The following is a 13587-nucleotide window of genomic DNA, read 5'->3' on the forward strand; positions in this document are numbered from 1 at the left end:
CGCCAGAACAGCGGCGTCGATCTTCTCCTCATCGATATCCATGCTCGCAAACTTATCATGCAAACCACGCAAACGCCGCGGTCTTCATCGGATGCGTACGATTAAACAGAACCCGAAGTCTTAGGAACTTTCCGCCTCCGCCTCCAGAAACTCCGTCATGACGATCAAGCTGCGGATCGCGGCGCGCGGATCCCCGCCGCAGACGGCAATCGCCTCGTCGACGGCCGCCTCATAGTCGCCTGCCGTTCGAAACCACGACTGCGGTCCCGTGGAGCGCGTCGAGGCGAGGCCAGCGGCGAAGTCCGCCTCGCCGCCGCTGATGCGCTTGGCGAAGTCCACAAGGCCGAAGGCAAGCGTCTGGGCTGCCCTATAGCCGTCCGACGCCGTGTTCATGTGCGCCATCGTCGCGCACGTCGCCTTCCAAAGCGCATGGGCCTTGCGCAGGTGGTCGTCGCGATCGGCCGGGAAAAGGCCGACGTGTCGAGTGGGCCTCTTTCTCAATGCAGCTGCCGGCACACGCAGGTGGAACTCAGACGTACTTGCGCCAGTCGTGTTCTTCCACGAAACCCAGCATCTTGCAGATCTTGCGGTTGGAAAGAGGCGCCTCGTTCGTACCCATCTCGCGCGTCACTGGCACATTGGGGCAGTATCTCAACAGAAATTCCACCGTTGGCATGTCTGCAGTGATCGTGTCGTTCGTTGCGTTGAAGATTTGGAAGCCTAAACCGTCGGTCTCAACGCAGCGATGCACCATTTGGCCGAGATCGCGCGCGTCGATGTAGCTCCAGGCGTTGCGCTTGCGCGACATCGGGTCAGCGACGAAGCCGGGAAACATGCCGTACTCGTGGGGCTCGATCACGTTGCCGATCCGCAGCGCGTAGATGTCGATGCCCGATCGCATGGCGAAGGCGCGGGCAGTCTTTTCATTGAGAAGCTTCGACAGCCCGTAGCTATCCATCGGATCGCTGTCGTAGTCCTCCTCCAACGGGAAGGAGTGGAAATCCTTGTCGCCTTCCGCGAAGCAGACGCCGTAGGTCGTTTCCGAGGAGGCGACGACGATTTTTTTGACACCGAGCTTCACCGCCGCCTCGATGACGTTGTAGGTGCCGATCGTGTTGATGCGGAAGGTCTCGTTGTCTGGCTTGATAAGCACGCGCGGGACGGCGGCGAAATGCACCACCGCATCGGGCGCAGCCGGCAGGCGGCCGATCTCGTAGCCATCGAAGCCGAAATGGGTCGAAAGCGCGTTGAACATCTGCCCGCTGTCAGCGATGTCGGCATAGAGCGTGTTCACGCCGGGAACGTCCGTCGGGGCGAGGTCTACGTTGAGGACGGAGTGGCCCTGATCGACCAGATATCGCACCGCGTGGCGGCCGGCCTTGCCGGATCCACCGGTGAACACAATTCGCTTGCTCATAATGGTGACAGGCCTCTGTTCATTAAGCGGGCGGCACAGAAGGTCCGCGGCATCGTCTATGAGAAGGCGCTCAACGCTGCTCAGTTCCGCATTCACAACGCAGAGACACAACGACAGAGGAGCGACATTCAGGGCGTCCGATTTCCGCGACATCATCGGCCCCGGCGAAAACATCGAGGACCGGACGTGGCGGTGCTCCTGGTGCGGCGAACGGGCCACCCGCGTCCGCTACACGACGATCGATTGGAACGACCGGGAGGGTCTGGCGCAGTGGCGGCCAGCCGCTCGAGATGCTCGGTGATCATCGCTGACGGAGTTCCATTCGCGATTGCGTGAGGCGGTTCTAGAAACCCTCCGACCGAACGCCACATCTGACGCCGGATGAACAAACGGCGACACTGAGATGCTCTACCGCTTCCGCTATCTTGACGGCGATCGGATCGTCGACGATCCCACCGACACATTCGAATATCCTGATGACAAGGCCGCTATTCTGGCGTCTGACGACGGCATCCGGTGCATGATTTCGGATCGCATACGGCAACGTGCGCCAATGTATCCTGGATCGATCGTGGAAGTTGCCGACATCAGCGGACGCGTCGTGCACCGTCTTTCGATTGCTGATCTTCTTGACGAAGCAATGCACGACGATCGAAGCTAAATTTTTGCAATAACTGGCCTTAGCTTATTTCAAATAGTTATGCTCCTAGGTATAAGGGTGACCGACAATCCACTCTCGACACCATTTGAATGGGACCTCAGCATGAACTTCGACGAAACCGGCGACGCCCCCATGATCGACTACACGACCGAGATCGTTGCGGCCTATGTCAGCAACAACATTATTGCCGCCGTCGATCTGCCTGCTCTGATCACGTCCGTCTTCGCTGCGCTGACGAGCACAGCTTCCGCGACGCAGGCCGAGCCAGAACCGGCGCCGCTCATTCCTGCCGTGCCGGTGAAGAAGTCCGTCTCGGACGACTACATCACCTGTCTGGAGGACGGGAAGAAGTTCAAATCGCTGAAGCGTCACCTGATGACGCATTACGATCTGACGCCCGACAATTACCGCGCCAAGTGGAAGCTGCCGTCGGATTATCCGATGGTCGCTCCTGCCTACGCCGCAAAGCGCTCGGCGCTGGCGAAGTCGATCGGTCTCGGCCGCAAGGCAGCGGTCGCGGCTCCGGCCGCCGCGGCGAAAGCGGCCAAGGCTCGCTCGTCGCGGAAGGTTGCCGAAGCAGCCGAATAACGGTCCAACTCGTCGGGACGACGGCACGTGGCACGGTTCAGAAAAGGCGACCCTGCCACCATGCGCCCGCCGGCGGACTATGGCGGCACAACGGAGCGCCCCGCCATACTTGGCCGTTGGCGGGGCGCTCCGTCCCGTATCACGGCCGAGTGGCCGGTCCCGGCGCCCGTGGTGCTTGGCTCCCGTTGCGCTGACTTAGAGATCCGCCAGCGGCATCAAGCCTTCTAGTTGCCCATTTTGAACCCGCCAGGGATCCTCTTGCCGTCCTTGATGCAGATGACCGATTTCGTCGAGACACAAGAGGAAGCCGTTTCGCGACCGCGGAGCGTGGTCTGAGGAGTGGATGCTGGCGCGGAGGCGAGGTTCGTCATCTCCACAACCCCGATCTGCGTCGGGGATGAAGCTCGTTCATACGGTCGATCGACGGCGGTCGCCTCGCGGATCTTCGATGGCGTATTTCTAAGGGGGCCAGACTCTGTGGCTCCCGCAATTGGGATCGCCGTCATGCTCATGGCTAAGGTGAACACGGACAGTTTCAGCGCGGACATGATCGTTAGCCCTCCAGGTCGCGCTCCTATTAGAAGAGAACACCTACGGGATGCCTGCAGGTTTCGAAACAGTTTTAGAGGCAATGACGTCAGCGTCGGACGCTTAATCTCGCCGCCTGTCTTCCTCCCCGAAAGCCCATGGCGGATGTGTGGGAAACAAATTGCGGACGTCTATACCTTCTGGCTGCCGGCGATTTCCATGACCTCGGCTTGATCGGCCTCATCGCGCAGCCCTTTGAACGACGCGTGGCGAAGCTTTCCGTCGCCCGTCCAACCGCGGAACTCGATCTCCGCGACGAGATCCGGGCGCACGAAGACGTGTCGTTTGCCGGGGGCCGTGACAACGGACTTCGCCGTCTTGATCGCATCAAGCTGCACTTTCAGATCGCGGGCGCTTTGATCGGTGAAGCCGGTTCCGACCGCGCCAACGAAAACGAATTCGGCATCCGATCGAGCCGCTAAGAGAAGGCTGCCGATCGAGCCTGCCGTTGCCGTCGAGGGCTCATAGCCGACGATGGCGAAGGTCTCGCTCTGGACGCATTTGATCTTCAGCCAGTCGCCGCGTCGGCCGGATCGATATGGCCGATCCCGATGCTTGGCAATGATGCCCTCAAGCCCGTGCTCGCGTGCGGCGTTCAGGAGCACGTCACCATCGGCATCGACCTCCTCCGACAGGCGGATCGAACCGGCTTCGCCCTTAAGGAGATCCTCAAGCAGCTGACGCCGTTCCCACAAGGCCAAGCCCGCCGTGTCGATCCCGTCCAGGTAGAGGAGATCGAAGGCGTAGAGGATCGCTTTATTGGAGCTCTTCTTCCCGCCACGGCCGCCAAGCGATCGTTGCAGAGCGCTGAAGTCGGATCGGCCTTGCTCGTCGAGCACGACGGCTTCTCCGTCCAGGATCATCGATGAGACGTCGAGAGCTTTGGCAGCAGCTGCGATGGCTGGGAAGCGGCTTGTCCAATCATGGCCGCCTCGCGTCAGGATCCGCACCCCGGCGCCGTCGACATGGATCGCAAGGCGGTAGCCATCCCATTTGATCTCGAACGCCCAATCCCGTCCCGCTGGCGGCTTTGCCGTCAGAAGCGCCAAACATGGCTCGACGCGGTCCGGCATCCGGTCGAAGGGGAGCTGCGGCTGCCGGGCATCGCGCGGGACGGGTGCCGGGCTCTTGACCGGCGCCTCGGCTTTGTGCCGGAGGGCGATCGGTTGCCGATCTGTGGATGCTGGTCTCTTCGCCATGCGGCCATTGCCGCACAGCTTCGTTAAAGCGCCGTGTGAGTGCTAGAATAATGAACGATCCTGAACGCTAGTGATCAGTCGTCGTTCGTCGCGTCCGGGGACGCTCCTCAAGCTCATTAGGATAAGCCGAATGGGCTTGTAAACCGGCTGAAAAACGAGACGCCGCAGTGCACGACGCGCGGCGGCGACGCCGGCGTCATTTTCATTGCCGAGAACGGCGAGGGGCCGGGCGTGAAGCTCCGGAAGTCTGGCAGGCGCGAAGCCATGTTCGACATTGCAGGAATTCGGGCTCGAGGCTGCCCGCAAGAAGCGGAGCGCCTACGAAGGGTAGCAGCCGCGACATTTAGGCTAGTCGACACTTAAAACTCTTTCAACGTGTCGTCATCGAGAATAGCCCGCAATCCCAGCGGAACTGCCTTCCATGATGATGATCCTGTCCTGTATCGCCAAGGGCCATAATCCGTGGCTGATCGCTCTGGCGGCTCTCGTCTGCGTGGCCGGCTCCTGGGCAACGGTTCGTCTGTTCAAGCGTGCGGCCAATACGCGGTGGCCGGAAACGGGAGCCTGGTTCGTCCTCACCGCCCTCATCACGGGCGCGTCCATCTGGTGCACCCACTTCATCGCGATCCTTGGCTACGATCCCGGCACTCCAGTCGGGTTCGACCCCGTCCTGACGATCGTTTCGCTCCTCGTCGCCATGGTGGGAGCCGGCATCGGCTTCGTCATCGCCTCAGCTGGTGGGCGCACGGCGTCCTTGATTGGCGGCGCGGTCGTCGGCCTTTCCATCGTCGTGATGCACTACACGGGAATGATGGGGTATCGCGTCGAGGGGATCGTGAGCTGGGATCTCTCCTATCTCTCCGCGTCGATCGTCGTCTCCTGCAGCCTGACCGCGGCGTCTCTCCTCGTCATCCGCAGGCCCCATTCAGCGCGCCACACCCATCTTGGCACGGCGCTGTTAGTGACGGCGATCGTCGCGCTGCACTTCACGGGAATGACGGCGTTCCGCGTCGAGCCGATGGCGGTTGAGGGGGCCTTTTCCAATCCGGCAGCCCTTCGCGCTCTCGCCCTTGCCGTGGCCGCCGTCGCGCTTGTCATCATCGGGGCCGGGTTCGCCAGCGGCATGATCGACGACCGGTCGCGTGCCGATGCCGCCGAAGCCATGTCCAACATGTCGAACGGTCTCGTCGCGGTCTCGGCCGCTGGGCGCATCACCCTCTTCAATGAACGGGTCGGCGACATCTTCAAGCTCGCCCCCCACCAGATCCAGACGGAGATGCCTCTCGCCACGTTCATCGCCAACATCGGCGAAAGGTCGGGCTGGGATCGCGACCGCACCGACCGCGTCGTCAAGAATCACGCCTTGTGGTTCGCCAAACCGGAGACTACCCGGCTGGAGCAGGAGTTCGACGACGGGCGCTTCATCAGTGTGGTCTGCCGGCCGCTTCCGAGCGGCAATGCCGTGCTCACCTACGAGGACGTGACCGAGGCGCGCGCCAGCCAGAGGAAGATCACCCACATGGCGTATCATGACGCCCTGACGGGACTGGCCAACCGCCGGCTCTTCACCGACACGATCGAAGAGGCGGGCGGGACGCGCGCCTTCGATCTCCTGATGATCGACCTCGATGGCTTCAAGGCGGTCAATGATAAGTTCGGCCATTCATCAGGCGACCATCTTCTCGTGCAAGTCGCTACGCGGCTGCGCACGACGCTATCGTCCGAAGACCTAGCCTTTCGTCTGGGAGGCGACGAGTTCGCGGTGCTCCTACCGATCGCTCCGCACCGGGCGGACGACCTTGCGAACCGGATCGTGGAAGCGCTGGCCGTGCCGTTCGTGGTCGGGGTGAACATCGTCCGCATTGGATGCAGCGTCGGCGTCGCATCGATCCTGGCAACGGACGACGCCTCGACGGTTCAGCGCCGCGCCGACCTCGCGCTCTACAAGGCCAAGAACGACGGTCGCGGACGGGTCGAGTTTTATCGGGACGGCATGTTCGAAGAGGCCGCCGAACGGCAATCCTTCCAGGACGATCTCGCCCTGGCCGTGGAACGAGGCCAGCTCGAGCTGCACTATCAGCCGCTCTACGCGCTTCCCGATCGGCATCTGTCCGGCTTTGAGGCGCTGGTACGTTGGCGTCACCCGACGCGCGGGATGATCTCCCCTGCCCTCTTCATTCCGGCCGCCGAGGTCAGCGGCGCCATCGACCGGATCGGCGCCTGGGTCTTGGACGAGGCCCTTCGGGAAGCCGCCGCATGGCCCAAGGACCTCTATGTCTCCGTCAACGTCTCGGCCGTTCAGCTGCGATCGCCCGCCATCCTGACACATCTTCATCGTGCCATAGTCGAATACGGCCTCTCCCCGCGGCAGGTGGAGATCGAACTGACCGAAACTGCGATGGTCGACAACGGGGGACAGATCGCCGCGATGTTAACCGGGTTCCGGGCTCTCGGCATCCGGCTCGCAATGGACGATTTCGGGACGGGTTACTCTTCGCTGGCCCATTTGAGGGAGTTCAAGGTCGATCGCATCAAGATCGACCGAAGCTTCGTCAGCGGTGTCGGACAGAGCGCAGACGAGGAGGCCGGCGCCGCGGCCGTGGTTCGTGCCATCATTGGCATGGCGCGGGAACTGGCGATCGAGACGACGGCAGAAGGCATCGAAACGGCAGAGCAACTCGGCAGGATCGAGACACTCGGCTGCGGTACAGGCCAAGGCTATTTGCTCGGCCGACCAATGGATGCAGCGTCAGCTCGAATGCTTATCAAAACCCATGTCAGCCTACGAGCGTTTCTCTAAGAAAGCGCCGGCATAATGATAAGGCGGGGTGATCAAATAGTTGACATCTCATTGACACCGAACCCGTCATTTCTCTTATATTAAGCTTCTGAGCTTATAGGGACGCAAGCATTCTTTGTTAGGCACTAAAGGCTTCTCCATGTTCTCTCCAGCCCAGAAAGATGCGGTTCGTTTGGTGGCGGCGATGAACCGCTCCATGGCGATGATCCAGTTCGATCCGAACGGCCAGATCCTCATGGCGAACGAGAACTTTCTCCGTACGATGGGCTACGAGCTATCGGAGGTCATTGGCAAACACCACTCGATGTTCGCTGAGCCGGTCTATGCCTCCTCCAAAAGCTACCAGCAGTTTTGGGACCGGCTGGGGGGCGGAGAGTTTATCTCGGACGAGTTCAAGCGCCTTGGTAAGAATGGCCGGGAGGTGTGGATCCAGGCGTCTTACAATCCCGTGTTCGATCGGAGCGGCCGCGTCATCAAGGTCGTGAAGTTCGCATCCGACATCACGGAGGCCAAGACCGTTTCCATCACCGATGCCGGGAAGATCGCAGCCATCACTCGGGCTCAGGCCATGATCGAGTTCGACACGGCGGGCAACATCCTTCACGCCAATCAGAACTTCCTAGACGCACTTGGCTATGGTCTCGACGAGATCGTGGGCCAGCATCATTCGATGTTCGTCGAGCCTGCTTTCGCGGCCAGTGTGTGATCCCGGAATTTGGTGGTACGGATCGAAGGTGAGCCTGGACGGCTCCTCTTGGCATTGCAGATGGCCCCCTACGGCGTGAGGTCGCGTAGGCGACGGTAAAAAGCCCGATCCTCTGAAGATAAAAACGAGGCAACCCTGGGTGATCTGCTGTCGCAGCGTCATACTCCGATGTTGTACTGGGACGCCTCCTCCGGCCGACCGATCAAATACCCTTGCACCATGTCGATCCCAAGCGCTCTGAGCGCTTTGAGCTGGTCTGGTGTTTCCACACCTTCTGCGAGAACTTCGCTTCCGAGAGTTAGAGCGAAATTGACAAGGCCGCCCATCAGCGTCCGACGTGCAGGGCAAATATCGACATCGCGGGTCAGACTGACATCGAGCTTCAGGATATCAGGGCGAAGCTCCAAAATATGCTGCAGGTTGGCATAACCAGCTCCGACATCATCGATGGCGAGACGAACACCACGCTCTCGTAAGGGATCGAGGACAGCATGTAGAGCCCCATAGTCGGCGACTGGAGCATGCTCAGTCAGCTCCAGAACGACACGCTTTGGGTTGACAGCTTTCAATACAGCCGAGATCCATCGGCTCGAAATGGCGTCTGGAGACACGTTCAGGGCGATAAACGCGCTTGCTGGAAGATCGGCGCACTCACGAAGCGCTGCCTTAAATGTCTGCAATTCCAGAGCCACGCCGAGGCCGACATCTGCGGCATCGCCGAACCAACGATCCGGCGAGCGGTATGGAAGTTCCTCGAACCGAGTAAGGCATTCGAAGCCGACAACCCGCCCGCTGCAAAGCTCCATGATCGGCTGATAAACGCTATGGAAGGTCTTGTCTTTGAGGAGCTGGGAGATCTGTCGACGCTTTGAGCCTTGGGCCACGAAGGAGGCTGTGAGACGCGTTGGTTCAGGTACGAGGTGCAGTGACATGGCATTCCCTATGACCCGTGAATGAAGGGATGAGCCCGCCGTTAGAGGCGAGCCCATCGTGCCGTTGGTTGGGAATCACGCTCCCCGCAGCACCTTGCACAGCTGCACCATGCCCCATTCGAAGCTTGTGGGATCGTTGAGGATGCCGTTGCATTGCCGACGCATCTGCCGGCGTTCGTTGCGGCTCATGTCGTTAAACCGCTCGGCGGCTGCGGCTGTCTGGCGGTTCATGCCGGGCGTGATCGGGACTTGCCCGGTCGCCACCCCACCCGGCCGGTGTGGCGTTGTGCTGCCTTCGGGGGGCTGCCCAGGGGTCTTGCCGGGGCTGCCGATGGAAACACCGACGCCTGTCGAAACGCCGCGACCTCCGCCGACCGTAGCGCCCAAGCCGGCTTTAATGCCGCCACGTCCGCCAACGGAGGCACCCACCCCTGCGTTCACACCTCGTCGTCCCCCGATAGAAGCGCCAACGCCTGTGCTGATCCCGTCGCGTCCGCCGAGACTGGCTCCAGCACCGGCGTTGACGCCGCTACCGCCGCCGATCGACGCGTTTGCTCCCGCACCGATGCCGCTCGATCCACCGAGCGAAGCGCCTGCACCGGCACCGATACCGTTCGAGCCGCCAAGGGATGCACCAGCACCAGCGCTGACCCCCTGGCTCCCGCCGACTGAAGCTCCCAGACCTGCGCTCAGCCCGCCCCGGCCCCCCAACGAGGCGCCAACACCGACGCCGAGACCGCCGACCGAGGCGCCAAGGCCGGCGCTAATTCCCCCTCCGCTGGAGCCTCCTCCAGTAGATCCACTACGATTGTCTTCCGCCGCAACAGGATTGATCCACAGGATGGATGAAACGCAGACGGCGGCAATCGAGGTAAGTGTCAGAGACTTCGACATTTTTATCTCCTGTAGCATGGGTGTCGGCGACACCCTTACAGGAAAGCAACCGCAGAACATCGTCCAAGTTGCAGATATCTCAACTTGTAGAGAACTCATGGTCTACTAAGTGTTAACGGCATAAATATCGTTGCACTGCAATAGGATAGCCAAAAATGGCATGAGTGGCGTTAAATCCCCCGAGGCAAAGTCCTGCACTCTCTGAGCAGTTAAATCGAGTGTGAAGACAATATATATTGTCAGTACCAAGATCTGCCACATCCATTCGGATATGATCAGCCGCAGGGACAGCTGGAGTCGCAGGAGCAAGGTGTGACGACGCCGCTGATGGTGATGACGCGCAGCCCTGTAATCGTCCGATGGCGTCTTCATCTGAGCCATCGTCGCGCACGTCGCCTTCCACAACGCATGGGCTTTGCGCAGGAGGTCGTCGCGATCGGCCGGGAAAAGGCCGACGTGTTGAGTGGGCCGCTTGCTCAACGCAGCCGCCGGCGCACGTAGCCGGCCGACACGGTCTTCCCCGCTTCAGCCTTGATCTGCCGTTGGCCGAGGATGAGCCCCTTAACCGCCAAGCGCGCATCACCGCCGCACAGCTCGATCGCCTCATCGACTTGGTCGTTGATCGCCTCACGCTCGGGACGGGCTGGCGTGTCGGCTTCGTGGTCTGGCCCATAGTCGCGCTTTCCTGACTCTGTCCACCGAAGATCGCAAGGGCGCCGCTTACTGCGACGACAATGTTCCTATTTTGTGCACTAGGTAGGAACGGGTCGCAGCCATGCCGCAGGACATCAAGAACTTCGCCGAGGGAATGCGGAAGGGTCTCGGGATCATGATCCGCTGCGCCTGCGGCAAGACGGCGACGTTCAGGGCGTCCGACTTCCGCGACATCATCGGCCCCGGCGAGAACATCGAGGACCGGACGTGGCGGTGTTCCTGGTGCGGCGAGCGGGCAACTCGCGTCCGCTACACGACGATCGACCGGAACGACCGGGAGGGCCTGGCGCAGTGGCGAGCGGCGGGAAGCTGAACCGAAGGCCCGCGACGCGCATCGGTTCGGCACGTCAGCTTCCCACAACCATCCGGGCGCCTCTGTCGCTCTTTGCGCGCGTAGCGCCAAGGAGATGACGTGGAAAAAGTCCTCTACATCCTGTTCGCGGTGGCGACCGTCGGAGCCTTCATCGTCGAGCTGATCTTCAAGGCTCCAGGGAAAGGTGAGCTGCTCGGCGCCGTTGCCGGTTCGGCCGGCGTCACGATCGGGATCGCCATTCTCGGCGTGCTTCTCGTTCTCTTCGCTCGCCGGCGAAAGAAGGCCGTCGCCGGCTTCCTTGTCCTCGCCATCGTTCTGACGATCGCCGGCGCCACGTCGAGTGTCCATCGCTCCTACGGGCGATTTTACGCCAGCACGGAGGCCAATTGCCTCAGCAGCACGACCGAAGCGGACGCTGCGGGGGAAATGGACACCGAGGCCGAGACGGACGCTGAAGGCGACGTGGATGCTCGGGTTGCACAGGCGGCGAGCCCCGCATACTGCACGTGCCTTGCCAATGAGATGACATCGCCGTCCATGCGGGTTCTTGCCACGAACTGGATCCAGCGCGGCACCAAGGAAGATGCGGTCTCTCGGATCGAGATGGAGCTGTATCCAGAAGCTGCTGCGAATTGCGCCAGCCTACAGCCAGCTTCGTGAACGTCGAGCCCGAACATGAATTGAGCCAGCAGATTAGGTTGTAAGCGCTTCAAATTTCCTCGATCACAACGAAGACTCCAATTTTCGAATGCTTCGATATTGATGAAGCCCAGTTCTGCGGGTTGATATGACTTCACGTCATTCATATCTAATTGCTTGAACTCAAGGGAGTATTTTATGAGCTTCGACGAGGCGCCCGACACGACGATGATCGACCACACAGCGGAGATCGTTGCGGCGTATGTCAGCAATAATCGTGTGAGCGAGGCCGATCTGCCCGCGCTGATTTCGTCCGTCTTCGCTGCGCTCACGAGCATGACTTCCGCAACGCAGGCCAAGCCGGCGCCGGCGCCGCTTGTTCCTGCCGTGCCGGTGAAGAAGTCCGTCTCCGACGACTATATCGTTTGCCTGGAGGACGGAAAGAAGTTCAAGTCGCTCAAGCGCCATCTGAGGACGCACTACGATCTGACGCCGGAGGAGTACCGGGCGAAATGGAAGCTGCCAGCCGACTATCCGATGGTCGCCCCGAACTATGCCGCGGCTCGCTCGGCGCTGGCTAAATCAATGGGCCTCGGCCGCAAGGCCGCCGTCGCCGCCCCGGCGGCCGCGGCAAAGGCGGCCAAGGCCCGTTCGGGGAAGAAGGTCCGGGAAGCGGCTGAGTAGGCTTCAGGAGAAGCCAACCACACCGTGCGGCACATACGGTGCCTCGAGGGCCGTGATCTCGTCTGTCGTGAGCTTGACGTCGAGAGCGGCAACGGCGTCGTCGAGATGCTGGGACTTCGTGGCACCAACGATCGGGGCGGTGATCTCCGACTTCTGTAGCACCCACGCCAGGGCGATCTGCGCCCGGGGTAGACCTCGATCGGCCGCCACCTTTGCTACGGCCTCCACGACTTTACGATCGGCGTCGGCCGTAGCAGCGTAGAGGCTCTTTCCGAACTCGTCCGTTTCCGACCGCGCGCTCGTGGCATCCCATTCGCGCGTCAGCCGGCCACGGGCGAGCGGGCTCCAGGGAATGACGCCAATGCCCTCCGCCTTGCAGAGCTGCAGCATCTCCCGTTCCTCCTCACGATACAGGAGATTGACGTAGTTCTGCATGCTGACGAAGCGGGCCCAGCCATGCCGCTCTGACAGGGCGAGAGCCTTCCCGAACTGCCAAGCGAACATCGATGAGGCACCGATGTAGCGTGCCTTTCCGGCACGAACGACGTCGTTCAACGCCTCCAGCGTCTCCTCGATCGGCGTCTCGTAGTCCCAGCGATGGATCTGGTAGAGATCGACATAGTCGGTCCCGAGCCGGCGAAGGCTGGCGTCGATCTCCGACAGGATTGCCTTGCGCGAGAGGCCGCCACCATTCGCACCCGGCCGCATGCGGCCATGGACTTTTGTGGCGATCACAACCTCATCGCGGGTAGCGAATTCCTTCAGTGCGCGGCCGACGATCTCCTCGCTCGATCCGTCGGAATAGACGTTGGCCGTGTCGAAGAAGTTGATCCCAAGATCCAGAGCCTTCCGGATGAAGGGGCGGCTTACCTCCTCCGAGAGCGTCCAAGCGTGGTTTCCTCGATCGGGCTCGCCATAGCTCATGCAGCCGAGGCAAAGGCGGGAGACGTCGAGGCCGGTACGGCCGAGCTTGGCGTATTGCATTTGATAGTTCCTGTCTGCCGGTTGCGGCTTTCGCCAGAACGCGCCGAATGGGGGAACGAGTTCCGGCGGTCGTTCGCCTCGTCACCCCGTGGCGTCGAAATCGAAGCCGAGCTGCCCCTTCGGCTCCGTCCGTTCAGCAAGGGCGGCGGCTAAATCAGGGTCAACGGTTTGATCGCCGCGGATCAAACCGTTGACCAGCGATGGCGGGCGCCGGGACGATCCCATGGCGGGCTGTCGACGATCGGATACCAACAGATGCCGACGACCTCGGCGCCTTTCGCTTGCGCCAGTGCTACTTGTCATTCGGCGTGCAAGTTTGGGTCTGACGCAGTCTCGATGACGATCAGGGCGCTCCAAGGAGGCGAGCTTCCAGAAGATCGAGCTTAGCGCGACCGTACATCTGGCGCTTGACGAGCTTCAGGCGGTTGACATGCCCTTCGGTCTGGCCGTTCGACCAGGGCTCGGTGA

Annotated in this window: 13 protein-coding genes and 1 pseudogene; 8 read left to right on the forward strand and 6 right to left on the reverse strand. The window is 61.4% G+C overall.

Annotation, left to right across the window (positions count from 1 at the left end):
- Nucleotides 1-120 precede the first annotated feature (120 nt).
- A complete protein-coding gene (locus tag ASG62_RS15755) occupies nucleotides 121-393 on the reverse strand; it encodes a hypothetical protein (RefSeq protein ID WP_156382189.1) in 273 nt (90 codons plus the stop codon).
- A gap of 136 nt (nucleotides 394-529) precedes the next feature.
- Nucleotides 530-1417, reverse strand: coding sequence for an NAD-dependent epimerase/dehydratase family protein (locus ASG62_RS15760; protein WP_200944757.1), 888 nt, complete (start codon nucleotides 1415-1417; stop codon nucleotides 530-532).
- A 403-nt stretch (nucleotides 1418-1820) separates the two neighbouring features.
- Here ASG62_RS15760 and ASG62_RS15765 point away from each other — a divergent pair, with 403 nt between their 5' ends.
- Nucleotides 1821-2078: a DUF6894 family protein gene (locus ASG62_RS15765; protein WP_056698802.1), complete on the forward strand. Its 258-nt coding sequence runs from the start codon at nucleotides 1821-1823 to the stop codon at nucleotides 2076-2078.
- Nucleotides 2079-2180: 102 nt separating this feature from the next.
- Nucleotides 2181-2666, forward strand: coding sequence for a MucR family transcriptional regulator (locus ASG62_RS15770; protein WP_056698806.1), 486 nt, complete (start codon nucleotides 2181-2183; stop codon nucleotides 2664-2666).
- 719 nt (nucleotides 2667-3385) lie between these two features.
- On the opposite strand, the gene ligD is transcribed toward ASG62_RS15770, so the two are convergent.
- Complete coding sequence (ligD, locus tag ASG62_RS15780) at nucleotides 3386-4453, reverse strand: non-homologous end-joining DNA ligase (RefSeq protein WP_056698811.1); 1068 nt, start codon at nucleotides 4451-4453, stop codon at nucleotides 3386-3388.
- A 427-nt stretch (nucleotides 4454-4880) separates the two neighbouring features.
- Between ligD and ASG62_RS15785 the strand changes: the two genes are divergently transcribed.
- Complete coding sequence (locus tag ASG62_RS15785; RefSeq protein WP_244488605.1) at nucleotides 4881-7253, forward strand: EAL domain-containing protein; 2373 nt, start codon at nucleotides 4881-4883, stop codon at nucleotides 7251-7253.
- A 139-nt stretch (nucleotides 7254-7392) separates the two neighbouring features.
- Nucleotides 7393-7953: pseudogene (locus ASG62_RS15790) on the forward strand (PAS domain-containing protein); the annotation flags it as partial.
- Nucleotides 7954-8117: 164 nt separating this feature from the next.
- Here ASG62_RS15790 and ASG62_RS25725 read toward each other — a convergent pair.
- A complete protein-coding gene (locus ASG62_RS25725; protein WP_162246051.1) occupies nucleotides 8118-8891 on the reverse strand; it encodes an EAL domain-containing protein in 774 nt (257 codons plus the stop codon).
- A gap of 75 nt (nucleotides 8892-8966) precedes the next feature.
- Nucleotides 8967-9785, reverse strand: a complete 819-nt coding sequence (locus ASG62_RS27000; protein ID WP_156385362.1) for a hypothetical protein — start codon at nucleotides 9783-9785, stop codon at nucleotides 8967-8969.
- A 312-nt stretch (nucleotides 9786-10097) separates the two neighbouring features.
- Between ASG62_RS27000 and ASG62_RS27005 the strand changes: the two genes are divergently transcribed.
- The 4 genes from ASG62_RS27005 to ASG62_RS15815 all read left to right on the forward strand — a co-directional run bounded on the left by ASG62_RS27005 (nucleotide 10098) and on the right by ASG62_RS15815 (nucleotide 12135).
- Nucleotides 10098-10286, forward strand: a complete 189-nt coding sequence (locus ASG62_RS27005; RefSeq protein ID WP_162247012.1) for a hypothetical protein — start codon at nucleotides 10098-10100, stop codon at nucleotides 10284-10286.
- Between the two features lie 274 nt (nucleotides 10287-10560).
- A complete protein-coding gene (locus ASG62_RS15805; RefSeq protein WP_056698822.1) occupies nucleotides 10561-10812 on the forward strand; it encodes a hypothetical protein in 252 nt (83 codons plus the stop codon).
- 99 nt (nucleotides 10813-10911) lie between these two features.
- Nucleotides 10912-11472, forward strand: coding sequence for a hypothetical protein (locus ASG62_RS15810; RefSeq protein ID WP_056698826.1), 561 nt, complete (start codon nucleotides 10912-10914; stop codon nucleotides 11470-11472).
- 177 nt (nucleotides 11473-11649) lie between these two features.
- Nucleotides 11650-12135, forward strand: coding sequence for a MucR family transcriptional regulator (locus ASG62_RS15815; RefSeq protein ID WP_056698828.1), 486 nt, complete (start codon nucleotides 11650-11652; stop codon nucleotides 12133-12135).
- Nucleotides 12136-12138: 3 nt separating this feature from the next.
- Here the strand turns inward: ASG62_RS15815 and ASG62_RS15820 are convergent, their stop codons facing one another.
- Nucleotides 12139-13119, reverse strand: coding sequence for an aldo/keto reductase (locus tag ASG62_RS15820; RefSeq protein WP_056698831.1), 981 nt, complete (start codon nucleotides 13117-13119; stop codon nucleotides 12139-12141).
- Nucleotides 13120-13587: the final 468 nt, after the last annotated feature.

This window comes from Aureimonas sp. Leaf427 (assembly GCF_001425485.1).
Lineage (GTDB): Bacteria > Pseudomonadota > Alphaproteobacteria > Rhizobiales > Rhizobiaceae > Plantimonas.